This window comes from Leclercia sp. CFBP8987 (assembly GCF_034044995.2).
In the GTDB taxonomy this organism is placed as follows: Bacteria; Pseudomonadota; Gammaproteobacteria; order Enterobacterales; family Enterobacteriaceae; genus Enterobacter; species Enterobacter tamurae.
In genome coordinates, this window is record NZ_CM188255.1 from 1,088,884 (window position 1) to 1,111,844 (window position 22,961).

The 22,961-nt window shown below is 56.5% G+C and carries 19 protein-coding genes and 1 other annotated feature; of the genes, 11 read left to right on the forward strand and 8 right to left on the reverse strand.

Going from position 1 to position 22,961, the window contains the following annotated elements; all coding sequences use genetic code 11:
- Positions 1-101 precede the first annotated feature (101 nt).
- On the forward strand, positions 102-3,188 hold the full coding sequence (locus tag SOM40_RS05105; protein WP_320530634.1) for a beta-galactosidase: 3,087 nt from the start codon (positions 102-104) through the stop codon (positions 3,186-3,188).
- Between the two features lie 59 nt (positions 3,189-3,247).
- On the forward strand, positions 3,248-3,601 hold the full coding sequence (locus SOM40_RS05110) for a DUF1428 domain-containing protein (RefSeq protein WP_106992177.1): 354 nt from the start codon (positions 3,248-3,250) through the stop codon (positions 3,599-3,601).
- A 32-nt stretch (positions 3,602-3,633) separates the two neighbouring features.
- Here the strand turns inward: SOM40_RS05110 and pdeB are convergent, their stop codons facing one another.
- The gene (pdeB, locus tag SOM40_RS05115; RefSeq protein ID WP_320530635.1) at positions 3,634-5,202 is read right to left on the reverse strand and encodes a cyclic di-3',5'-guanosine monophosphate phosphodiesterase PdeB; all 1,569 of its coding nucleotides are present in this window, start codon (positions 5,200-5,202) and stop codon (positions 3,634-3,636) included.
- 192 nt (positions 5,203-5,394) lie between these two features.
- On the opposite strand from pdeB, the gene ykgO reads away from it, so the two are divergent.
- Positions 5,395-5,535 carry a type B 50S ribosomal protein L36 gene (gene ykgO / locus SOM40_RS05120; RefSeq protein ID WP_106992179.1) on the forward strand — a complete coding sequence of 47 codons (141 nt, stop codon included), beginning with the start codon at positions 5,395-5,397 and terminating at the stop codon, positions 5,533-5,535.
- Between the two features lie 59 nt (positions 5,536-5,594).
- Here the strand turns inward: ykgO and SOM40_RS05125 are convergent, their stop codons facing one another.
- The 5 genes from SOM40_RS05125 to acrA all read right to left on the reverse strand — a co-directional run bounded on the left by SOM40_RS05125 (position 5,595) and on the right by acrA (position 11,706).
- Positions 5,595-6,059, reverse strand: a complete 465-nt coding sequence (locus SOM40_RS05125) for a YlaC family protein (protein WP_225759391.1) — start codon at positions 6,057-6,059, stop codon at positions 5,595-5,597.
- Positions 6,060-6,239: 180 nt separating this feature from the next.
- The gene (hha, locus tag SOM40_RS05130; protein WP_032616864.1) at positions 6,240-6,458 is read right to left on the reverse strand and encodes a hemolysin expression-modulating protein Hha; all 219 of its coding nucleotides are present in this window, start codon (positions 6,456-6,458) and stop codon (positions 6,240-6,242) included.
- 8 nt (positions 6,459-6,466) lie between these two features.
- Positions 6,467-6,859, reverse strand: a complete 393-nt coding sequence (gene tomB, locus SOM40_RS05135) for an Hha toxicity modulator TomB (RefSeq protein ID WP_106992181.1) — start codon at positions 6,857-6,859, stop codon at positions 6,467-6,469.
- A 490-nt stretch (positions 6,860-7,349) separates the two neighbouring features.
- Positions 7,350-10,490, reverse strand: a complete 3,141-nt coding sequence (acrB, locus tag SOM40_RS05140; RefSeq protein ID WP_166181747.1) for a multidrug efflux RND transporter permease subunit AcrB — start codon at positions 10,488-10,490, stop codon at positions 7,350-7,352.
- A 22-nt stretch (positions 10,491-10,512) separates the two neighbouring features.
- Positions 10,513-11,706: a multidrug efflux RND transporter periplasmic adaptor subunit AcrA gene (gene acrA, locus SOM40_RS05145; RefSeq protein WP_106992183.1), complete on the reverse strand. Its 1,194-nt coding sequence runs from the start codon at positions 11,704-11,706 to the stop codon at positions 10,513-10,515.
- Between the two features lie 142 nt (positions 11,707-11,848).
- Between acrA and acrR the strand changes: the two genes are divergently transcribed.
- Positions 11,849-12,502, forward strand: a complete 654-nt coding sequence (gene acrR, locus SOM40_RS05150) for a multidrug efflux transporter transcriptional repressor AcrR (RefSeq protein ID WP_106992184.1) — start codon at positions 11,849-11,851, stop codon at positions 12,500-12,502.
- Between the two features lie 109 nt (positions 12,503-12,611).
- Positions 12,612-15,959: a mechanosensitive channel MscK gene (mscK, locus tag SOM40_RS05155; RefSeq protein ID WP_320530636.1), complete on the forward strand. Its 3,348-nt coding sequence runs from the start codon at positions 12,612-12,614 to the stop codon at positions 15,957-15,959.
- Between the two features lie 22 nt (positions 15,960-15,981).
- Here the strand turns inward: mscK and rsmS are convergent, their stop codons facing one another.
- On the reverse strand, positions 15,982-16,143 hold the full coding sequence (rsmS, locus tag SOM40_RS05160; protein ID WP_166181749.1) for a pleiotropic regulatory protein RsmS: 162 nt from the start codon (positions 16,141-16,143) through the stop codon (positions 15,982-15,984).
- Between the two features lie 12 nt (positions 16,144-16,155).
- Positions 16,156-16,683 (reverse strand): primosomal replication protein N'', encoded by a 528-nt coding sequence (gene priC / locus SOM40_RS05165; protein WP_262672407.1) that lies wholly within the window; start codon positions 16,681-16,683, stop codon positions 16,156-16,158.
- Positions 16,684-16,733: 50 nt separating this feature from the next.
- Here priC and SOM40_RS05170 point away from each other — a divergent pair, with 50 nt between their 5' ends.
- The 6 genes from SOM40_RS05170 (at position 16,734) to htpG (ending at position 22,816) form a co-directional block, all read left to right on the forward strand.
- Positions 16,734-17,111, forward strand: coding sequence for a DUF454 family protein (locus tag SOM40_RS05170; RefSeq protein WP_106992188.1), 378 nt, complete (start codon positions 16,734-16,736; stop codon positions 17,109-17,111).
- A 152-nt stretch (positions 17,112-17,263) separates the two neighbouring features.
- Positions 17,264-17,815 (forward strand): adenine phosphoribosyltransferase, encoded by a 552-nt coding sequence (gene apt, locus SOM40_RS05175; RefSeq protein WP_106992189.1) that lies wholly within the window; start codon positions 17,264-17,266, stop codon positions 17,813-17,815.
- Positions 17,816-17,904: 89 nt separating this feature from the next.
- Complete coding sequence (gene dnaX / locus SOM40_RS05180) at positions 17,905-19,839, forward strand: DNA polymerase III subunit gamma/tau (RefSeq protein ID WP_262672406.1); 1,935 nt, start codon at positions 17,905-17,907, stop codon at positions 19,837-19,839.
- Positions 19,169-19,233 (forward strand) — a sequence feature (DnaX frameshifting element). (Overlaps the previous gene by 65 nt.)
- A gap of 53 nt (positions 19,840-19,892) precedes the next feature.
- Positions 19,893-20,225, forward strand: a complete 333-nt coding sequence (locus tag SOM40_RS05185) for a YbaB/EbfC family nucleoid-associated protein (RefSeq protein ID WP_032616874.1) — start codon at positions 19,893-19,895, stop codon at positions 20,223-20,225.
- Positions 20,225-20,830: a recombination mediator RecR gene (gene recR / locus SOM40_RS05190; RefSeq protein ID WP_261641990.1), complete on the forward strand. Its 606-nt coding sequence runs from the start codon at positions 20,225-20,227 to the stop codon at positions 20,828-20,830. Before SOM40_RS05185 ends, recR begins: the two co-directional genes overlap by 1 nt.
- 111 nt (positions 20,831-20,941) lie before the next feature.
- The gene (gene htpG, locus SOM40_RS05195) at positions 20,942-22,816 is read left to right on the forward strand and encodes a molecular chaperone HtpG (RefSeq protein ID WP_320530637.1); all 1,875 of its coding nucleotides are present in this window, start codon (positions 20,942-20,944) and stop codon (positions 22,814-22,816) included.
- Positions 22,817-22,961 lie beyond the last annotated feature (145 nt).

Consider the following 22,961-nt stretch of genomic DNA (forward strand, 5'->3'; position numbering starts at 1 on the left):
TTTTGTGATCGCCATCGCTTCATCACGCTCTCCCGCTTTACCCTGTTACCCTGACAGGGCATTGTAACTAAAAATTGTGAGCGCTTCGCAAAGAGGTAATTATGTCCCATCCTGCTCCGCTGACTCTCAGCACTCTGGTTACGCGTCGTGACTGGGAAAATCCCGGTGTCACCCAATGGAATCGACTCCCTGCCCATGCCCCGCTCAGCGGCTGGCGTGACGAGCAAGCCGCGCGGGAGGAGGGGAGCTCCTCTTCCGTCCGCTCGTTAAACGGCGACTGGCAGTTCAGCTACTTTGCTGCGCCCGAGCAGGTTCCCGATAGCTGGACGCAGGAGGACTGCGCGGATGCGGTGGTAATGCCCGTTCCTTCCAACTGGCAGATGCAGGGCTTTGATACCCCGATCTACACCAACGTCACCTATCCAATCCCGGTCAATCCGCCATTTGTTCCGGCCGAAAACCCCACCGGTTGTTACTCGCTCACATTCGATATGAATAAAAGCTGGCTGGAGAGCGGGCAGACGCGGCTGGTGTTTGAGGGCGTCAACTCGGCGTTTTATCTGTGGTGCAACGGGCAGTGGGTCGGCTACTCCCAGGACAGCCGCCTGCCTGCGGAGTTTGATGTTTCCTCGTTCCTGCGCCCGGGCAGCAACCGCCTGGCGGTGATGGTGCTTCGCTGGTGTGACGGCAGCTATCTGGAAGATCAGGATATGTGGCGGATGAGCGGCATCTTCCGCGACGTCACCCTGCTGCACAAAGCTGACACCCATATTGCCGATTATCATGTTGTCACTGAGCTGAACGCCGACTATGACCGGGCCCAGCTCCAGCTGGGGCTGACCCTCGGCGGAGCCGACTACGCAGACTGCGAGGTCAACGTCAATCTGTGGCGGGCAGGGGAGTGTATCGCCAGCGCCACCGGCACGCCGGGCTCGGCCATTGTCGACGAGCGCGGCCACTGGCAGGAGCGGGTCCATGTCTCCCTCAAGGTGGATCAACCCGCCCTGTGGAGCGCGGAAATCCCGGCTCTCTACCGGTTAACCCTCGTGCTACGCAACGGGCAGGGCCAGGTGCTGGACGTTGAAGCCTGCGACGTCGGTTTCCGCCGGGTGGAAATCAGCAACGGGCTGCTGAAGCTCAACGGCAAACCGCTGCTGATCCGCGGGGTTAACCGCCATGAACATCACCCTAAGCACGGGCAGGTGATGGACGAAGCCACCATGCGCCGCGACATCGAGCTGATGAAGCAGCACAACTTCAACGCCGTGCGCTGCTCGCACTATCCTAACCACCCGCTCTGGTATCGCCTGTGCGATCGCTACGGGCTGTACGTGGTGGATGAGGCCAACATCGAAACCCACGGCATGGTGCCGATGAGCCGGTTGGCGGACGATCCCCGCTGGCTGCCGGCCATGAGCGAACGCGTTACCCGCATGGTGCAACGCGATCGCAATCACCCATCGATCATTATCTGGTCCCTGGGCAATGAGTCCGGCCACGGTGCTAACCATGATGCTCTATACCATTGGGTAAAGGCGACGGATCCCACCCGCCCGGTGCAGTATGAGGGCGGCGGAGCCAACACCGCGGCCACCGACATCGTCTGTCCGATGTATGCCCGCGTCGATCAGGATCAGCCCTTCCCGGCGGTACCGAAATGGTCCCTTAAAAAGTGGATCGGCATGCCGGATGAGACGCGTCCGCTGATCCTCTGCGAATACGCCCATGCGATGGGCAACAGTTTTGGCGGGTTCGCCAAATACTGGGAGGCCTTCCGCAAGCATCCTCGCCTGCAGGGCGGTTTCGTCTGGGACTGGGTGGACCAGGCCCTGACGAAGCATGACGAACAGGGCAACCCTTTCTGGGCCTACGGCGGCGATTTTGGCGATAAACCTAATGACCGCCAGTTCTGTCTGAACGGGCTGGTCTTCCCGGACCGCACCCCGCATCCGGCCCTGTACGAGGCCCAGCGCGCCCAGCAATTCTTTACTTTTACCCTGGTCAGCCGCTCGCCGCTGGTGGTGGAGGTGCAGAGTGATTATCTCTTCCGCGAGACCGACAACGAGCAGCTGCGCTGGTCGGTGGTGCGGGATGGCGAGGTGCTGGCCTCTGAGGTGGTGGCACTCACTATCCCGGCGCAAGGTACGCAACGACTGGAGATCGCGCTCCCGCAGTGGGCGGCGGCACCGGGCGAGCTGTGGCTGAATGTTGAGGTATTCCAGCCCGCGGCCACACCGTGGTCGGAAGAAAATCATCTTTGCGCCTGGGATCAGTGGTCGCTTCCCGCCCCGTTAACGATCGTACCGCCGAAAGCTGAAGGGGTCGCACCTCAGTTCACCCGTGAAGATGACGTGCTGGTGGTGACCCATCAGCAGCAGCGCTGGCAGTTTGATTGCGCCAGCGGCGATCTGACTCAGTGGTGGCGGGAAGGGGAGGCGACGCTGCTCGCCCCGCTGACAGACAACTTTACCCGCGCCCCGCTGGATAACGATATCGGCGTCAGCGAAGCGACCCGCATCGATCCCAATGCCTGGGTGGAGCGCTGGAAGGCGGCGGGGATGTACAGCCTTAAACCACGTCTGCTGGAGTGCACAGGCGAGCAGCTGGCACAGGCGGTGACGATCGCTACTCTACATGCCTGGGAGCATGACAATCAGGTCCTGTTCCTGAGCCGCAAATGCTGGCGCATCGACAGCCATGGCGTGCTGCATGGCGATGTTGAGGTGCAGGTGGCAAGCGACATGCCGGAGCCCGCGCGTATCGGGCTGAGCTGTCAGCTGGCGCAGGCGCCGCAGAGCGTGATCTGGCACGGGCTTGGGCCATATGAGAACTACCCGGACCGCAAGCTTGCCGCCCGACAGGGGCGCTGGGAGCTGCCGCTGGCGGCGCTGCATACCCCTTATATTTTCCCGACCGAAAACGGCCTGCGCTGCAACACCCGACAGCTGACGCTGGGGCGGCATCAGCTGGACGGCGACTTCCACTTTGGGGTGAGTCGTTACAGCCAGACGCAGCTGCGCGAGACCTCCCATCACCATCTGTTACGGGAAGAGCCCGGCTGCTGGCTGAGCCTGGATGCGTTTCATATGGGCGTCGGGGGCGACGACTCCTGGAGCCCCAGCGTGTCGCCGGAGTTTATCCTGCAGGGGAAAAAGGTGCGTTACACCTTTAGCTGGCAACAGAACTAAACTTAATCGCTGATGCGGTCACACCATGTGGCCGCACATTCACTTCGGAGGTTTATCTGATGAAGTATGTCGATGGTTTTGTGGTTGCCGTTCCCGCGAATAATAAGGAGGCTTATCGCGAGCTGGCAGCGAAAGCCGCGCCGCTGTTCAAAGAGTTTGGCGCGCTTCGCATCGTAGAGTGTTGGGCCGATGACGTACCCGACGGCAAATTAACGGACTTCCGCCTGGCGGTGAAGGCGGAAGAGAACGAAGAGGTGGTTTTCAGCTGGATCGAATACCCTTCCAAAGCGGTTCGCGACGAGGCGAATCAGAAGATGATGAACGATCCCAGAATGAAAGAATTTGGCGAATCGATGCCGTTTGACGGTAAGCGGATGATTTATGGCGGTTTCTCGCCGCTTCTGGACGAGTAAGCCTGGTGCCCGGCGGCACTCACCGCCGGGCACTATGCGTGTGATTCCGGGTCGAGATTATTTTCCGCCCACTGAATAAAGGCCTCTTTCGGCAGCGCTTTACTGTAAAACCAGCCCTGACCGTACTGCACCCCGTGGCGGCGCAACCATGTCAGCTGGCCTTCGGTTTCAATCCCTTCCGCCACCATCGCCAGATTGAGCGATCGGGCCATCTCAATGATATGCGGCGTCACGTTTTTGTACTCCAGCGCGTCCACGAATGACTTATCGATTTTCAGGGTGTCGACGTCCAGATCCTGCAGATAGCTGAGGCTGGAGTAGCCGGTGCCGAAATCGTCAATATAGACAGAGTGTCCTGCGCGCCGGAAGCGGGCAATGGCGGGGGCACTGACGGTGGGATCGGCAAATCCACGCTCGGTAAGCTCCAGCGCAATCTGCGACGGCGGGATCTGCCACTGATTCAGAAGACGGCTCAGCAGCGGAGGCACCGTCCCCGAGATCAAATCCGCCGGGGCAAGGTTAATCGAAATATGCTGGTCCGGATGCTGACGTAGCCACTCGCCCATCTCCTCAAACACTTTTTCGATAATCAGCGTGGTCAGCTGATTCATCAGGCCAGTCTGCTCAGCCAGGGAGACGAAAATATCGGGAGAGAGATAGCTGCCGTCCGGCTGCGGCCAGCGGGCGAGCGCTTCCGCCCCGGTCAGCTTGCCGCTGTTGAGTGCGACAATCGGCTGGAAATGAACCTGAAACTCTCTGGCACTGATGGCGTCCAGCAGGCGATGCCGGGGAGATTGCAGGCGGCGTAACACTCGCAGCACAAACCAGGCCGTCAGCAAACTGATCAACACGCCAAAAGGCAGCCAGAAATAGAGCTGGTGGTGCCAGCTCTCTTTTAGCGGCTTCAGGGAAGCCCACGCCACGATTGCAAACCCCAGGTCGGGCACGTTGTGCACGTTATACATGGCGCCGTTATGTTGAAAATGGGTGCTGCTATCCCGCTGCATCTGGTTGAAGACCTGCATGTCCAGGCTGTTACTGCTGGCGAAAACGAGATTGCGGCGGATCCCCACCAGGGCGACGTCGATCGGCCAGGAGCCAAAGGGGATCACGTCGATCAGCGAGGCCGGGTCGATCATCACGATATAATGGCCGGTGCCCAGGGCGGCCATATAACGGTTAATATTCAGATCGTTATGCGAGGTCACCCAGGCCCGATAGCCATCGGGCGTGATCCGCAATGCCGGAGGAAAGGGGGGAGTGTGACTCTCCTGTTCCAGCGAAGAGCAGCGCGGCTTGAGATCGTCAACGTAGATCACCTCCTGGATATAGCGCCAGGAGAAAGAGGCGCGGCGCATTACCAGCGCATGTTCGCGACTACAGGGGATGCCTTTGAAGGACTGCATTTCGGTGAGAGCGGATTTGGCCTGGGTAATCACTCTGTCGGTACGGATCTGGACCCGCGCTGAGTAGTCGTTCAGATCCTCAACAAACTTATCTTCCGCATTACGGTGCGCCAGCCAGACGCTCAGGCAGACAGGAACAAGCACTGCAATAACCAGTACGCAAGTCACCACACTTACCAGGTGTCGGGTTGTCATGCTCCTGTTTCCTTTTTATTACGCCGGGCGTGGGGCGCACAAGTCGATGACATTAAAACGGAAAGCCACGCTGAAGTGTAGAACTATTTTAGATGAGTTTACGGGCCGCTTATCCGCCGTGGGTTGTTTTTCCACCGCCACTCGGATATGCTAATTGTTATGTTATAACAATTCATTTCAGGAAGGGTAAATATGCAGGTTCTCAATTCATTGCGCAGCGCCAAAAAACGACATGCGGATTGCCAGATCGTCAAACGTAAGGGACGGCTGTATGTGATATGCAAATCCAATCCGCGGTTCAAGGCGGTGCAGGGTCGTAAGAAGAAACGTTAGGCCAGAATAAGAGGCTTGCCGCTAACAGCGAGGCTGTCGGCGGCAGGTCAGAGCGGGCTTCAGGCAGCCGTGCGGGCCAGGGTGAAGACGTCGTAAAAAGAGAGCTCGCCTTTGGTGGCGATCATTTTTTGCAGCTTCTCTTTTTGCTGGGAGTCAACCTGGGGTGAGTGCAGGATGCTGTCGATCAGCTGGTTGGGCACATAGCGCGTGTTGTACCACTCACCGTTGTAGCAGACGCGAAAATCGAGCACATCAATATCTTCGTAGCGGTAACGCGGATTAACGTCAAAGAAGAAGAAGGCGTTAAAGACGACGAACAATACCACCAGAAGCCAGACGGAACCGATCAGCGTGTCCGACTGCAGCATCACTACCAGCGTAGCCAGCCAGGCGGCGTACATGGCGACAAACAGGCCCGGATGTTTGCGAATAAAGCTGATGCTAAAGCGCGGTCTGTTGTCACGCTTTTCGCGAACATTGAGGTCATCAATGGTTTCGGTAAGCAGGCGTTGTATCTCGGTCATCTTCTGCCCTTTCTAAATCAACTCAAAACGGGGGGATCCGTGTATTTTAAGTGACCACAATGTTTGTGGAAAGTAACAGTTACGCTAAGAAAAAACATAACAGTTGCCAGAAAAGGGCGGGTCAGATGAGGCGGTCAAACTGTTCAGTACCACGCAGCGTTTCCGCTGGGTGTCACCCAATCAGCGTACAAATTTCCACACAGCGGTCGGGATTTTATCGTACAGCTTATTCATGGTAAGTTCAGCCAGGCGATGATCGGCTGCAGAATAGAATACCGCTAACTCATTATCAGAAAGCTCGTATTTATTTTTCTCAATCACACGTTCAAGGGTGTCAATTGACTGACAGCGTCGCAAACGCATCAAATAATCTGTTTTGGTTAATGGTTTATCAGACATAAATTCACCTAATTGTTTGTAATAATTTTAACCGGAGAAGCTAACGGGTTAGCCCTGCTTGCAGTGACAAAACAACGAAAAAGCCGATTGCCTGATTTACGCCATTTTTGCAAATCCTGCGCGTTAATGCCGTAGCTGCTGAATAACATAAAAGTGTCATCCAGGTATTCGTCAATTTGCTCAATCAACTTATTATCTTCGTTATACTTAATTTTATAATTAAGGGCGAAGGCTGCTATATGCTCAATCAACTCGTTTAACTGCAAATTAATGGCAGAAGTAGGGTCATTCACCCAGCCATGGTTGCTCTCATCGAGATTGGTCAGGCAGTCATGGTACAGGGATTCACAAAGGAATTTCAACTGTGCAATATCTTGCCTTTTGGGCGAGTATTCGTCCATAGCGCATCCCCTTTTTGAGTGATTTTTTACTCACCGAACATCGTTGTCGGGAAGGGTACAACTGACTTAGCGTCAACGACTACTGTATGCGTCTTAACGTTAACTATAATCTACTCTGATCAGGATTTCACCGCGCTATTACGAAAAATTACAATTACGCCACAGGTTAAAGGGTTTGGCGGTCACTATGTTATATATTGTTTTACCCGCAGGACGATCCTTTCTTATCACCCGTCTCGATTTTACGCCCATTTCAAAAAAACAATCAGGCGTCATCACAAACAAAAAACACCAGGAATACTCTTAATAACTCAGAAGCAACGCATGAATTTAAGAATTTATGTAAGAGGAATGGGTTAAATATGAGAAGTCGTTTAAAGCCGACATAAAATATATAAACCGCCCATAAGCTTATTTTATGATTTTCAATTGCCAAAAAAAAGGCCGCATTAGCGGCCTTTTTAACGGTTAACAACAGGTTCCGGTGGTCTTACACCGAATGTTTGTGTTCGATATCGTCGTTTTTACGGCTGAAACGACGACGTACCACCACAAAGAATACCGGAACAAAGAAGATAGCCAGTACGGTTGCGGTGACCATCCCGCCCATTACGCCAGTACCTACGGCGTTCTGAGAACCGGAGCCAGCACCCGTGCTGATGACCAGTGGCATAACACCAAGGATAAAGGCCAGGGAGGTCATCAGAATCGGACGCAGACGCATACGGACCGCGTCCAGCGTGGCTTCAATAAGCCCTTTGCCCTCTTTATCCATCAGATCTTTGGCGAATTCCACGATAAGTATCGCGTTCTTCGCCGACAAGCCAATGGTTGTGAGCAGGCCCACCTGGAAGTAAACGTCATTACCCAGACCGCGGAACGTGGCCGCCAGCAGGGCGCCAATGACCCCCAGTGGCACAACCAGCATAACCGAGAACGGAATCGACCAGCTCTCATACAGCGCCGCCAGACACAGGAATACCACGATCAGAGAGATGGCATACAGGGCAGGGGCCTGGTTGCCGGACAGACGTTCCTGATAGGACATCCCCGTCCAGTCATAACCGATGCCTGCTGGCAGTTTTTGCGCCAGCTCTTCCATCAGGTTCATGGCCTCACCGGTACTTCTACCCGGTCCAGCCTGACCAAGGATCTCCATGGATGGCAGACCGTTGTAACGTTCCAGACGCGGCGAGCCATACTCCCAGCGTGAGGTAGAGAAGGCGGCGAATGGCACCATTTGACCGTTACTGCCGCGAACGTACCAGTTGTTGATATCGCTAGGCAACATACGGTACTGCGCTTCAGACATCACGTACACCTTCTTCACACGACCGCGGTCGATGAAGTCATTGACGTAGCTACCGCCCCAGGCCGCGCCCAGCGTGGTATTGATGTCACTGATAGAAACGCCCAGCGCCTGTGCTTTCTCCTGATCGATATCCACTTTGAACTGCGGCGTATCTTCCAGGCCGTTAGGACGCACGCCCACCAGCAGGTCAGGATGTTTGGCGACTTCACCAAACAGCTGGTTACGCGCCTGAGTTAGTTTTTCGTGGCCCAGACCGCCCTGATCGATAAGCTGGAAGTCAAAGCCGGTTGCCGTACCCAGCTCAACGATCGCTGGCAGGTTAAAGGCAAAGACCATCGCATCTTTAATCTGCGAGAAGGTACCCATCGCGCGGCCAGTAATGGCTTCAACCTTGTTCTCTTCGCCCGGACGGTCAGCCCAGTCTTTCAGAGAAACGAAGGCGATACCGGTGTTCTGGCCACGACCCGCAAAGCCGAAGCCGTTAACCGCAAACACCGATTCAACGTTGGCTTTCTCTTTGGTGAGGTAGTAATCGGTGACCTCATCCAGCACTTTCTGGGTACGTTCCTGGGATGCACCTGCTGGCAGCTGGGCCATGGTCAGGAATACGCCCTGGTCTTCGTCCGGCAGGAAGGAGCTTGGCAGACGAATGAACAGGTACGCCATACCGACCACGATGATGATATAGAGCAGCAGATAACGACCGGTGCTGCGCAGGATGTTGCCCACGCTGTCGGTGTAGTGGTGCGTGCTCTTATCAAACATGCGGTTAAACCAGCCGAAGAAGCCTTTTTTGCCTTCGCCGTGATCGCCTTTGGCGACTGGTTTCAGCATGGTGGCACAAAGGGCCGGGGTCAGGATCAGAGCGACCAGTACCGACAGAGCCATCGCCGACACAATGGTGATGGAGAACTGACGGTAAATCGCACCGGTTGAGCCACCGAAGAAGGCCATCGGAATAAATACCGCCGACAGTACCATCGCGATACCGACCAGCGCGCCCTGGATCTGACCCATCGATTTACGGGTGGCTTCCTTCGGCGGTAGTCCCTCTTCGGACATAACACGCTCGACGTTTTCCACTACCACGATGGCGTCATCCACCAGCAGGCCTATCGCCAGCACCATCCCGAACATCGTCAGGGTGTTTATCGAATAGCCAAAGATCGACAGTATCGCAAAGGTACCCAACAGGACGACCGGAACGGCGATGGTAGGGATCAGCGTCGCACGGAAGTTTTGCAGGAACAGGTACATAACGATGAAGACCAGGATGATCGCTTCGACCAGGGTTTTCACTACTTCGTGAATCGAGATCTTAACGAACGGCGTGGTGTCATACGGATAAACGATTTTCAGGCCTGACGGGAAGAAAGGTTCCATTTTCTTCAATTCAGCACGGATCGCGGTAGCGGTATCCAGGGCGTTCGCGCCGGTCGCCAGTTTGATCCCCAGACCGGATGCCGGCTGGCCGTTAAACTTGGCGATAACGTCGTAGTTTTCACCGCCCAGCTCCACCTTCGCCACGTCACGCAGGCGAACCTGGGAACCGTCCGGATTCACCTTCAGCAGAATTTTACTGAACTCATCAGCCGAGGTCAGACGGGTCTGCGCGATGATCGAGGCGTTGAGCTGCTGGCCTTTGACCGGTGGCGTACCGCCTAACTGACCGGCTGCCACTTGGGCGTTCTGCGCTTTAATCGCGGTGATCACGTCCACTGGCGTCAGCTGGAAGTTGTTCAGTTTGTTCGGGTCCATCCAGATACGCATCGCGTACTGGGAACCGAACAGCTGCACGTCACCCACGCCAGAAGTACGGCTGATGGCGTCCTTCATGTTGGCGCCCACGTAGTCGGAAATATCCTCCTGCGTCATGGTGCCGTTGGTGTTGATAACGCCGACAACCATCAGGAAGCTACTGGAGGATTTCTCCACGCTCACACCCTGCTGTTGAACTTCCTGCGGCAGTAACGGCATCGCCAGCTGCAGTTTGTTCTGCACCTGAACCTGAGCGATGTCCGCATCCGTACCGGATTCGAAGGTCAGCGTGATCTGCACCGTACCGGTGGAGTCACTGTTGGAGGACATGTACATCAGGTTATCGATACCGTTCATGTTCTGTTCGATAACCTGGGTTACGGTGTCCTGCACCGTTTTGGCATCAGCCCCTGGGTAGGTTGCGGCGATTGAAATTGCTGGCGGCGCAATAGTTGGATATTGCGCGACTGGCAGCTTCAGGATCGCAAGTCCCCCGGCTAGCATGATGATGATGGCGATCACCCACGCGAAAATGGGGCGATCGATAAAGAAATTAGGCATGTCTTAACGGCTCCTGTTTAAGTTAAGACTTAGGTTGTTCTGACTGGCCGCCTGCGGAGGCTTGTTGTTGATTGTCAGACGTGACCTCTTGCGCTTTAACCTGGGCGCCCGGGCGAACTTTTTGCAAACCGGTAATGATGACACGATCGCCATCTTTCAGACCGTCGGTGACCAGCCATTTGTCGCCAATCGCCTGGGTTGCCGTGATCTGACGGACTTCGACTTTGTCTTCAGCGCCAATGACCATTGCACTGGCATCGCCGCGCGGCGTACGGGTCACACCCTGCTGTGGAACCAGCAGTGCGGTTGGGTTAGTCCCTTCTTCCAGGCTTGCACGAACGAACATACCCGGTAACAGCGTATGGTTCGGGTTCGGGAAGATGGCGCGCAGGGTGATAGAACCGGTGGTCTGATCGACCGTTACGTCAGAAAACTCGAGGCTGCCAGCCTGTGGGAACTTGATACCGTCGCTGGTGACCAGCTCCACTTTCGCTTTGCCGTTTTCCTGCTTCAGGGTGCCGTTTTCGAGCTCCTGTTTCAGACGCAGGAAATCATTGCTCGACTGGGTGACATCGACATAGATCGGGTCAAGCTGCTGCACGGTAGCCAGCGCGTTGGTCTGGCCACTCTGCACCAGAGCACCTTCGGTCACTGACGATTTACCAATGCGACCGCTGATAGGCGAGGTCACTTTGGTATAGGCCAGGTTAATACGTGCAGTTTCAACCGCGGCTTTCGCAGCAGTAACCGCAGCGTTAGCCTGCTGGGCATCGGCCTGGGCGCTATCGAATTCCTGTTGGCTGATGTACTGGGTGCCAATCAGTTTCTGATAACGGCTGACGGTCAGCTGAGCAATTTTTGCCGCAGCCTGGGCTTTTGCCAGATCGCCTTTTGCACTTTCGTAATTAGCCTGATAGGTAGCGGGATCAATCTGATACAGAGATTCACCGGCTTTAACATCGCCGCCTTCCGTAAAATTACGTTTCAGGATGATGCCACTCACCTGTGGACGCACTTCAGCAATGCGGTAAGCGCTGGTTCTGCCGGGTAGTTCTGTTTTTATCTGGAGAGGTTCGGATTTGAGCGTCACGACGCCAACTTCTGGCACCTGCTGAGCCCCTTGTTGAGCCTGTTTTTCGTCACATCCTGTAAGCGCTAAGCTGCCTGAGAGCATCAGAACGATCGCCAGAGGCGTTAACCCTCTGTTTTTGTTCATATGTAAACCTCGAGTTTCCGATTTCAAATTGATCAATGGATCACGCGTCCACAAACCCATTGCTGCGTTTATATTATCGTCGTGCTATGGTACATACATTCATAAATGTATGTAAATCTGACTCCTGTAAATTCACCTGGGTATGGCACGAAAAACCAAACAACAAGCACTTGCGACACGCCAGCACATCCTTGATGTTGCTTTGCGCTTGTTTTCGCAACAAGGGGTCTCTTCCACGTCGCTGGCACAGATTGCTCAGGCGGCTGGGGTAACCCGTGGAGCGATTTACTGGCATTTCAAAAATAAGTCAGATTTATTTGGTGAAATTTGGGAGCTTTCAGAATCCAATATTGGGGATCTCGAGACTGAGTATCGGGCAAAATTCCCTGACGATCCACTCTCAGTTTTAAGAGAGATTCTGGTCTATATCCTTGAGGCGACTGTTATTGAAGAGCGTCGTCGCCTGATGATGGAGATCATCTTCCACAAATGTGAGTTTGTCGGGGAGATGGCGGTGGTGCAACAGGCGCAGCGCAGTCTGTGTCTGGAGAGTTACGATCGTATCGAACAGACCCTGATGCACTGTATTAAAGCCAGCATGTTACCGGCCAATCTATTAACCCGTCGCGCCGCTATTCTGATGCGCAGTTATATTTCCGGCATTATGGAAAACTGGCTTTTTGCCCCCCAGTCTTTTGATCTGCAACGTGAAGCCCGTGATTACGTGGCGATCCTGCTGGAGATGTACCAGTTCTGCCCAACCCTGCGTGGGCAGCCAGAGCCGCTCCCGGCCTGACCCCAGGAATTGTCCGGGAGCCACCTGTTGACGCTATATTGCGCCCGATTGCCGTGATATTCTTCACGCCGGTCTTCCTGGTCATTCATCACACGAATCACACATAACTATGTTGCACTACACACGCAAACAGCATCCCATTTTTGCCTTTATTCTGGTTTTCTTTCTCTCGTTGATGGCTTCACCGGCTGCGTTTGCGCGTGCCGATAATACCAGCGACATCCCTACGCGGGCAGATGTTCAGAGCCAGCTCGACGCCCTGAGCAAACAGAAAGAGCTTACGCCGCAGGACAAGCTGGTCCAGCAGGATCTGACGGAAACCCTTGAGACGGTCGACAAGCTCGAGCGGATCAAAGCCGAAACCACGCAGCTTCGCCAGAAAGTGGCTCAGGCGCCGGAAGCGATGCGCAAGGCGACCGAGAGCCTCAATGCGCTGGGCGATGTCGATAATGATGCGGAGACCCGCAAAACGCTGGCGACCTTATCCCTGCGTCAGCTGGAACTGCGCGTGGCGCAGCTGCTCGACGATTTACAAACCGCGCAAAGCGATCTGGCCACCTACAACAGCCAGCTGGTGTCCCTGCAAACCCAGCCGGAGCGCGTGCAGAATGCAATGTACACTGCGTCGCAACAGCTGCAGCAGATCCGCAATCGCCTGAACGGAACCTCCGCGGGCGAAGCGGCATTACGCCCGACCCAACAAACGCTACTCCTGGCCCAGCAGCAACTGCTCAATGCGCAGATCGAACAGCAGCGTAAGAGTCTGGAAGGTAACACCGTCCTGCAGGATACCCTGCAAAAGCAGCGCGACTATGTCACCGCCAACATCAACCGTCTGGAGCATCAACTCCAGCTGTTGCAGGAGGCCGTTAACAGCAAGCGCCTGACCCTGACGGAGAAAACCGCCCAGGAGGCCGTCAACCCGGACGAAACCGCGCGCATCCAGGAAAACCCGCTGGTGAAGCAGGAGCTGGATGCCAACCACCAGCTCAGCCAGCGTTTGATCACCGCGACCGAAAACGGCAACTCGCTGGTTCAGCAGAACATCAAAGTTAAAAACTGGCTGGATCGCGCCCTGCAGTCTGAACGCAACATCAAAGAGCAGATCGCCGTCCTGAAAGGCAGTCTGCTGCTGTCGCGTATCCTGTATCAGCAGCAGCAAACCTTGCCTTCCGCCGATGAGCTGGAGGACATGACCAACCGCATTGCGGATCTGCGTCTTGAACAGTTTGAGGTCAACCAGCAGCGCGACGCCCTGTTCCAGAGCGATGCCTTCGTTGCCAAAGTGGAAGAGGGGCACAGCAGCGACGTCAATGATGAAGTCCACGACGCGCTGTTGCAGGTGGTGGATATGCGCCGCGAGCTGCTCGATCAGCTGAATAAGCAGCTGGGCAATCAGCTGATGATGGCCATTAACCTGCAGATCAACCAGCAGCAGCTGGTGAGCGTCTCCAAAAGCCTGCAGGAGATCCTCACCCAGCAGATCTTCTGGGTAAACAGCAACAAACCGATGGACTGGGACTGGATCAAATCCTTCCCGGGCATGCTGAAAGACCAGATTAAAGGGATGAACATCACCGTTAACTGGGAAAAAGCTGGTCCGGCGGTGGCCTTTGCCTTCCTGGCGGGTCTGCCGCTGTTGCTGATTGCCGGGTTAATCCGCTGGCGTCTCGGCTGGCTGAAAAAATACCAGGCGAAGCTGGCGAGTGAAGTGGGGCAGCTGCGTAATGACAGCCAGCTTCACACCCCGAAAGCGATTCTGATCGATCTGATCCGCGCCCTGCCGGTCTGTCTGTTAATTCTGGCGGCGGGACTGATCCTGCTCACCATGCAGCTCAATATCAGCGATCTGCTGTGGGCCTTCAGCAAAAAACTGGCGCTGTTCTGGCTGGTGTTTGGCCTGTGCTGGAAAGTGCTGGAAAAAGACGGCGTGGCGGTGAGTCATTTCAATATGCCTGCCCAGCTCACCAGCCACTGGCGACGCCAGATCGTGCGGGTGAGCCTGGCACTGTTGCCGCTGCATTTCTGGTCGGTGGTGGCCGAGCTCTCCCCGCTGCACCTGATGGACGATGTGCTGGGGCAGTTCGTCATTCTGCTTAACCTGCTGCTGATCGCCGTCCTGATGTGGCCGATGTGCCGCGACAGCTGGCGGGATAAAGAGTCCCACGCCATCCGTCTGGCGACGGTCACCGTGCTGTCCATTATCCCGCTGGCGCTGATGGTGCTGACGGCTACCGGCTATTTCTATACCACCCTGCGTTTGTCAGGCCGCTGGATTGAAACCGTCTATCTGGTGATCCTCTGGAACCTGCTCTACCAGACCGTCCTGCGCGGGCTGAGCGTTGCCGCCCGGCGTATCGCCTATCGCCGCGCCCTGGCGCGTCGGCAGAATATGGTGAAAGAGGGGGCCGAAGGCGCGGAGCCGCAGGAGGAGCCGACCATTGCTCTGGAGCAGGTGAACCAGCAGACGCTGCGTATCACCATGCTGGTGATGATCGCCCTGTTCGGCGTGATGTTCTGGGCCATCTGGTCAGATTTAATCACCGTCTTCGCCTATCTCGACAGCATCACCCTGTGGCACTACAACGGTACCGAAGCGGGGGCGGCAGTGGTGAAAAACGTCACCATGGGCAGCCTGCTGTTTGCGCTGGTGTCGTCGATGGTGGCCTGGGCTCTGATCCGCAACCTGCCGGGTCTGCTGGAGGTGCTGGTGCTTTCGCGCCTGAATATGCGCCAGGGGGCTTCCTACGCCATCACCACTATTCTGAACTATGTGATTCTGGTGGCGGGGGCGATGACCGTCTTCGGTTCGCTCGGGGTCTCGTGGGACAAACTGCAGTGGCTGGCGGCGGCGCTGTCGGTGGGTCTTGGTTTTGGTTTGCAGGAGATCTTCGGTAACTTCGTATCGGGTCTGATTATCCTGTTCGAGCGTCCGGTGCGCATTGGCGATACCGTGACTATCGGCACCTTCTCGGGGACCGTCAGCAAGATCCGTATCCGTGCGACCACCATCACCGACTTCGATCGGAAAGAGGTGATCATCCCGAACAAAGCCTTCGTGACCGAGCGGTTGATCAACTGGTCGCTCTCCGACACCATCACCCGCGTGGTGATCCGTCTCGGCGTGGCCTACGGTTCGGATCTGGATAAAGTGAAAAAAATCCTGCTGCAGGCGGCGATGGAACATCCGAAAGTGATGCACGATCCGGAACCGGCGGTGTTCTTCACCACCTTTGGCCCGAGCACGCTGGATCACGAGCTGCGTCTCTACGTGCGTGAACTGCGCGACCGCAGCTACACCGTGGATGAACTGAACCGCAGCATTGAACGCTTGTGCCGCGAGAACGACATCAACATCGCGTTCAACCAGCTTGAAGTGCATCTGCGCAATGAGAAGGGCGACGAGCATACGGAAGTGAAACGTGAAGTGAAGGGTGACGATCCGACGCCAGCGTGACATGACCTTTCACCCTCTCCCCTCAGGGGAGAGGGCCGGGGTGAGGGGATATTTTCCCCTCAAAATCCCGCCTCACAATCTCCAGCGCCTTCAGCACCGTCTCGGCGGGAATATCATGATTCTCCAGCAGCATAATCAGATCCACGGCCAGCTTCACTTCATCGGGGGCGTTTTCCAGTGACACACACTACTCCTGTTAACGGGTCAGACGCGCAATCACGCGCTCAATATCATCCAGTGCCTTACGACAGCGTTCAAGCCGCCCCTCCAGCGCGGTAATTTCGCGCATCAGCATCTGCTGCTCTTCCAGCGTTTCGACCTGGTTCAGCCGGGTCTCACGTTCAGACTTCATCTCACATAGCCGCCGCTCAAACTCCTGATGCTCAAGGCGCTTGCGCTGCCATTTAGTTGCCCCGGCAGAAGGGCTGTCCCAGACCCGTAAAGGCCAGGCGGCGATCTCCCGGTGCAGGGCGGCGATCTGCTCCGCCAGATGGGTGGCCAGCCAGGTCACCTGCTCCGTTTGTGCCTTCTCCACCGCACGACCCAGCTCATCCAGATTGTGCTGGGCTTCATCCAGGTAATCTTTAATCAGCGTGCTGCGGGTGCGGAACAGCTGCCGGTCAAAACGCGGCTTCAGGGTAGCGTGCTGCATCAGAGGCGCGGCCTGGTTTCGCAGGGCCGTCAGCTGATTTTGCAGCGTCTGTAAAAGCAAGGCTGTTTTCAATCCGCTCTCCAGTGGTACAGTAGCCGTTCATTTTGATAACGATTCGCATTATGCAGCGTACTATTTTACTCATCATTGGCTGGCTTGCGGTAGTGCTCGGCACGCTGGGCGTCGTTTTGCCCCTTCTGCCAACCACGCCCTTTATATTGCTGGCGGCCTGGTGCTTCGCCCGCTCCTCGCCGCGTTTTCACCACTGGCTCCTGTATCGCTCGTGGTTTGGCGGCTATCTGCGCCACTGGCAACAGCACCGCGCCATGCCGCCCGGCGCGAAGCCGCGGGCTATTGCCGTTATCCTTATTACCTTCGCCATCTCATTATGGCTGGTAAAGATCATGTGGGTGCGGATCCTGCTGCTGGCGATCCTCTCATGCCTGCTGATTTTCATGTGGCGGATCCCCGTGGTTGATGAAAAGCAACAAAAGCAATAATCCTCGGGTTGGCTGTTGCAATTCTTGTGCGCAGCCAGTAAATTCGACCGTTTTCGAGCACGGGCAGGCCTGGTTAAAGGTTAAACAATTGTTACCTTGACCGACCCACTATCCGCTCCGTGAGTAACACCGTTTTCATCAGGCATCCATTTATGACCGCAACTGCGCAGCAGCTTGAATACCTTAAAAACAGCATCAAAAGCATCCAGGACTACCCAAAACCTGGCATCCTTTTCCGTGATGTCACCAGCTTGCTGGAAGACCCGAAAGCGTACGCCCTCAGCATTGAACTGCTGGTAGAGCGTTACAAAAACGCCGGGATCACCAAAGTTGTCGGCACCGAAGCCCGCGGCTTCCTGTTTGGCGCCCCGGTTGCGCTGGCGATGGGCGTCGGCTTTGTGCCGGTGCGTAAGCCACGCAAACTGCCACGCGAAACCATCGCCGAGAGCTACGAGCTGGAGTACGGCACCGATCAGCTCGAGATCCATATCGATGCGATCAAGCCAGGCGATAAAGTGCTGGTGGTTGACGATCTGCTGGCAACCGGTGGCACCATTGAGGCAACCGTGAAGCTGATCCGTCGTCTGGGTGGCGAAGTGACCGATGCGGCCTTCATCATCAACCTGTTCGATCTGGGTGGCGAACAGCGCCTGGAAAAACAGGGCATCACCAGCTACTGCCTCGTGCCATTCCCGGGACATTAATCCTCCCGCCCGCAACCTCGCCCAACGGGTGAGGTTGTGTTAGCATTACCCCCCTGAATATCCACCTTCCAGCGTTGCAGAGCCTGCCCATGAGTTATCAGGTGTTAGCCCGTAAATGGCGACCCCAAACCTTTGCTGACGTTGTCGGCCAGGAACATGTGCTGACCGCCCTGGCGAACGGCTTATCGCTAGGACGTATCCATCACGCCTATCTTTTTTCCGGCACCCGTGGCGTCGGTAAAACCTCTATCGCCCGTTTACTGGCGAAAGGCCTCAACTGCGAAAGCGGGATCACCGCCACGCCGTGCGGTGTCTGCGATAACTGCCGTGAAATCGAGCAGGGGCGCTTTGTCGATCTGATTGAGATCGATGCCGCCTCACGCACCAAAGTCGAAGATACCCGCGATCTGCTGGACAACGTCCAGTACGCGCCGGCGCGTGGCCGCTTCAAGGTCTACCTGATCGATGAAGTGCACATGCTGTCGCGCCACAGCTTTAACGCCCTGCTGAAAACGCTGGAAGAGCCACCTGCACACGTCAAGTTCCTGCTGGCGACCACCGATCCGCAGAAGCTGCCGGTGACCATCCTGTCCCGCTGCCTGCAGTTCCATCTGAAGGCGCTGGATGTCGGGCAGATCCGCGATCAGCTTGAACATATTCTGAATGAAGAACAGGTCACGCATGAACCGCGTGCCCTGCAGCTGTTGGCGCGTGCCGCCGACGGCAGCCTGCGCGACGCCCTGAGCCTCACCGATCAGGCGATTGCCAGCGGCGACGGTCAGTTGACCACCCTGGCGGTCAGCACCATGCTCGGCACCCTGGATGACGATCAGGCCCTGTCGCTGATTGAGGCGGTGGTCGAGGCCAACGGCGAGCGGGTGATGGAGTTAGTCAACGCCTCGGCGGCGCGCGGCATCGAGTGGGAAGCCCTGCTGGTTGAGATGCTCAGCCTGCTGCACCGCATCGCGATGGTACAGCTCTCCCCGGCGGCGCTGGGTCCGGACATGGCCGCGATTGAGCAGCGCATGCGTGAGCTGGCGCGAACCATTCCGCCAACCGACGTGCAGCTCTACTATCAAACCCTGTTAATTGGCCGTAAAGAGCTGCCGTTCGCCCCTGACCGCCGTATGGGGGTTGAAATGACCCTGCTGCGCGCGCTGGCGTTCCATCCGCGCATGCCGCTGCCGGAACCCGAGGTGCAGCAGCCGTCGTTTGCCCCGGTCGCCCCCACTGCAGTGCTGACGCCGCCGCAGGTGCCCGTGCAGCAGAGTGCGCCTCCGCCGCCGCGCCACGATGCGCCGCTGTCGGATGCCACCAGTTCGGTGCTCGCCGCCCGCAGTCAATTGCAACGCGCGCAGGGAGCAACCAAGCCAAAAAAGAGTGAACCGGCAGCGCCTGCAAGAGCGCGGCCGGTAAATAACGCCGCGCTTGAACGTCTGGCCTCGGTCACGGATCGGGTGCAGACGCGTTCTGCCTCGGCCACGCCTGAGCCACAGGCTCCGGCAAAGAAAGAAGCGTATCGCTGGAAAGCCACCACCGTCACCGAAGAGGTGAAGGTAGAAGTCGCCACGCCGAAGGCGCTGAAAAAGGCGCTGGAGCACGAGAAGACGCCGGAACTGGCCGCTAAGCTTGCCGGAGAGTCGCTGGAGCGTGATGCCTGGGCGGCAGAGGTCAGTCAGCTGAAACTGCCCAAGCTGGTGGAGCAGGTTGCCCTGAACGCCTGGCGTGAACAGGACGGCAACCGGATCTGCCTGCATCTGCGTCCGGGCCAGCGTCACCTGAACTCGGCGAGCGCACAACAGGTGCTGACGGAGGCGCTCTCCACATTACAGGGCGCACCGGTTGAATTGACTATCATTGAAGATGATAATCCGGCGGTGCGAACGCCGCTGGAGTGGCGTCAGGCCATTTACGAAGAGAAACTCGCGCAGGCGCGTGAGTCGATTATCGCGGATAATAACATTCAGACCCTGCAGCGTTACTTTGATGCAGAACTGGATGAAGAGAGTATTCGACCCATTTGATCGTGAGTCTGACTTACGGTTGTTATCTTTAACGTGAAAGAAGAGAGAAGCCTATGTTTGGTGGTAAAGGCGGTCTGGGTGGTCTGATGAAGCAGGCCCAGCAGATGCAGGAAAAAATGCAGAAGATGCAGGAAGAGATCGCGCAGATGGAAGTCACTGGCGAATCTGGCGCAGGTCTGGTCAAAGTGACCATCAACGGTGCGCATAACTGCCGTCGCGTGGAGATCGACCCAAGCCTGCTCGAAGACGACAAAGACATGCTGGAAGATCTGGTCGCCGCTGCATTTAACGATGCTGCGCGCCGTATCGACGAAACCCAGAAAGAAAAAATGGCCTCTGTATCCTCCGGAATGCAGCTGCCACCGGGCTTTAAGATGCCGTTCTGATGCAAACCAGTCCGCTGCTCACGCAGTTAATGGAAGCGCTACGCTGCCTGCCGGGCGTAGGCCCGAAGTCAGCGCAGCGCATGGCGTTTACCCTGCTGCAGCGCGATCGCAGCGGCGGGATGCGTCTGGCGCAGGCTCTGACCCGCGCCATGTCAGAAATCGGTCACTGTGCGGACTGCCGCACCTTTACCGAGCAGGAGGTGTGCAACATCTGCACTAATCCGCGTCGTCAGGAAAATGGTCAGATCTGCGTGGTGGAGAGTCCTGCGGACATCTACGCCATCGAACAGACCGGGCAATTTTCTGGCCGCTACTTTGTGCTGATGGGCCACCTGTCACCGCTGGACGGTATTGGCCCGGATGATATTGGTCTGGACCGTCTGGAACAGCGTCTGAAATCGGAAACGATCAGCGAGGTGATCCTCGCCACCAACCCAACGGTGGAAGGGGAGGCGACGGCCAACTATATCGCCGAGCTGTGCGCCGAATCCGGCGTTGAAGCCAGCCGCATCGCCCACGGTGTTCCGGTGGGTGGCGAGCTGGAGATGGTGGACGGCACCACGCTGTCACACTCTCTGGCCGGACGTCACAAGATTATTTTCTGACCAAACGGAGGCTGCATGCGTGGCCTCCGCTTGAAAACCTTTCCGCGTATCCCCATCTCTCCCTCAACGCTTTTAAACCCCATTAAATGGCATTGTTGAGGTCGACTTAGTATGAAAGGACAAGAAACCCGCGGTTTCCAGTCAGAAGTAAAACAGCTTCTGCACCTGATGATCCATTCTCTTTACTCCAATAAAGAAATCTTCCTGCGCGAGCTTATCTCTAACGCCTCTGATGCGGCAGACAAGCTGCGTTTTCGTGCGCTGTCGAAGCCAGAGCTGTACGAAGGTGACGGCGAGCTGCGCGTGCGCGTCTCCTTTGATAAAGAGAACCGCACCCTGACCATCGCCGATAACGGCATCGGTATGACCCGCGATGAAGCCATTGATCATCTGGGCACCATCGCCAAATCCGGCACCAAAGCCTTCCTGCAGTCGATGGGTTCCGATCAGGCGAAAGACAGCCAGCTGATTGGCCAGTTCGGTGTGGGCTTCTACTCGGCGTTCATCGTGGCGGATAAAGTCACCGTGCGTACCCGTGCGGCAGGCGAAAGCGCCGAAAGCGGCGTGTTCTGGGAATCCCACGGCGAAGGCGAATATACCGTGGCCGACATCACCAAAGCCGATCGCGGGACCGAGATCACCCTGCACCTGCGCGAAGGGGAAGACGACTTCCTTAACGACTGGCGCGTGCGCTCCATCATCAGCAAATATTCTGACCATATCGCTCTGCCGGTCGAGATCGAAAAACAGGAAGAGCAGGACGGCGAAACCGTCATTTCCTGGGAGAAGATCAACAAGGCGCAGGCGCTGTGGACGCGCAACAAGTCTGAGATCAAAGACGAAGAGTACACCGAGTTCTACAAGCATATCGCCCACGACTTTACCGATCCGCTGACCTGGAGCCACAACCGTGTGGAAGGTAAGCAGGAGTACACCAGCCTGCTGTACATCCCGGCGCAGGCCCCGTGGGATATGTGGAACCGCGATCACAAGCACGGCCTGAAGCTGTACGTGCAGCGCGTGTTCATCATGGACGAAGCCGAGCAGTTCATGCCGAACTACCTGCGCTTTGTGCGTGGCCTGATAGACTCCAACGACCTGCCGCTGAACGTCTCCCGTGAGATCCTGCAGGACAGCACCGTCACCCGCAACCTGCGCACCGCCCTGAGCAAACGTGCTCTGCAGATGCTGGACAAGCTGGCGAAAGACGACGCGGAAAAATACCAGACCTTCTGGAAACAGTTCGGCCTGGTGCTGAAAGAGGGCCCGGCGGAAGACTCCTCTAACGTGGAAGCCATTGCCAAACTGCTGCGCTTTGCCTCCACGCACACCGACTCCTCCGAGCAGACCGTGTCGCTGGAAGAGTACATCTCCCGCATGAAGGAAGGGCAGAAGAAGATCTACTACATCACCGCCGACAGCTATGCCGCGGCGAAGAGCAGCCCGCACCTGGAGCTGCTGCGTAAGAAAGGCATCGAAGTGCTGCTGCTTTCCGATCGCATCGATGAGTGGATGATGAACTACCTGACCGAGTTCAGCGGTAAAGCGTTCCAGTCCGTTGCCAAAGCCGATGAGTCCATCGACAAGCTGGCGGATGACGTGGACGAAACCGCCAAAGAGGCGGAAAAAGCGCTGGAGCCGTTTGTTGAGCGCGTGAAGACCCACCTGGGCGATCGCGTGAAAGAGGTGCGTTTCACTCACCGCTTGACCGATACCCCGGCCATCGTGACTACCGAAGCCGACGATATGAGCACCCAGATGGCGAAGCTGTTCGCTGCTGCGGGCCAGAGCGTACCGGAAGTGAAGTACATCTTTGAACTGAACCCGGATCACGCCCTGGTGAAACGCGCGGCCGAGACACAGGACGAGACACGCTTTGCCGAGTGGGTTGAACTTCTGCTGGATCAATCCCTGCTGGCCGAGCGCGGCACGCTGGAAGATCCAAACCAGTTTATCAAGCGCGTGAATGCGTTGCTGTTAGCGTAATCATTTCATACAGCCCTCTCCCCCGGGAGAGGGCTTTCTAATATATTCCCCTCATTAACCGTTTCAGCCTTCCCGCCTTCCTTGAGCCACATTCGTTCTGATGGTATTGTTTAGCGCTTTTGAAAAATTGAACCAACTTTTGAGG

What these genes read in the sequence shown, in the direction of transcription:
- SOM40_RS05105 (WP_320530634.1), top strand. Translation starts at nt 102, where the DNA reads ATGTCCCATCCTGCTCCGCTGACTCTCAGCACTCTGGTTACGCGTCGT.
- SOM40_RS05110 (WP_106992177.1), top strand. Translation starts at nt 3,248, where the DNA reads ATGAAGTATGTCGATGGTTTTGTGGTTGCCGTTCCCGCGAATAATAAG.
- pdeB (WP_320530635.1), bottom strand. Translation starts at nt 5,202, where the DNA reads ATGACAACCCGACACCTGGTAAGTGTGGTGACTTGCGTACTGGTTATT.
- ykgO (WP_106992179.1), top strand. Translation starts at nt 5,395, where the DNA reads ATGCAGGTTCTCAATTCATTGCGCAGCGCCAAAAAACGACATGCGGAT.
- SOM40_RS05125 (WP_225759391.1), bottom strand. Translation starts at nt 6,059, where the DNA reads ATGACCGAGATACAACGCCTGCTTACCGAAACCATTGATGACCTCAAT.
- hha (WP_032616864.1), bottom strand. Translation starts at nt 6,458, where the DNA reads ATGTCTGATAAACCATTAACCAAAACAGATTATTTGATGCGTTTGCGA.
- tomB (WP_106992181.1), bottom strand. Translation starts at nt 6,859, where the DNA reads ATGGACGAATACTCGCCCAAAAGGCAAGATATTGCACAGTTGAAATTC.
- acrB (WP_166181747.1), bottom strand. Translation starts at nt 10,490, where the DNA reads ATGCCTAATTTCTTTATCGATCGCCCCATTTTCGCGTGGGTGATCGCC.
- acrA (WP_106992183.1), bottom strand. Translation starts at nt 11,706, where the DNA reads ATGAACAAAAACAGAGGGTTAACGCCTCTGGCGATCGTTCTGATGCTC.
- acrR (WP_106992184.1), top strand. Translation starts at nt 11,849, where the DNA reads ATGGCACGAAAAACCAAACAACAAGCACTTGCGACACGCCAGCACATC.
- mscK (WP_320530636.1), top strand. Translation starts at nt 12,612, where the DNA reads ATGTTGCACTACACACGCAAACAGCATCCCATTTTTGCCTTTATTCTG.
- SOM40_RS05170 (WP_106992188.1), top strand. Translation starts at nt 16,734, where the DNA reads ATGCAGCGTACTATTTTACTCATCATTGGCTGGCTTGCGGTAGTGCTC.
- apt (WP_106992189.1), top strand. Translation starts at nt 17,264, where the DNA reads ATGACCGCAACTGCGCAGCAGCTTGAATACCTTAAAAACAGCATCAAA.
- dnaX (WP_262672406.1), top strand. Translation starts at nt 17,905, where the DNA reads ATGAGTTATCAGGTGTTAGCCCGTAAATGGCGACCCCAAACCTTTGCT.
- SOM40_RS05185 (WP_032616874.1), top strand. Translation starts at nt 19,893, where the DNA reads ATGTTTGGTGGTAAAGGCGGTCTGGGTGGTCTGATGAAGCAGGCCCAG.
- recR (WP_261641990.1), top strand. Translation starts at nt 20,225, where the DNA reads ATGCAAACCAGTCCGCTGCTCACGCAGTTAATGGAAGCGCTACGCTGC.
- htpG (WP_320530637.1), top strand. Translation starts at nt 20,942, where the DNA reads ATGAAAGGACAAGAAACCCGCGGTTTCCAGTCAGAAGTAAAACAGCTT.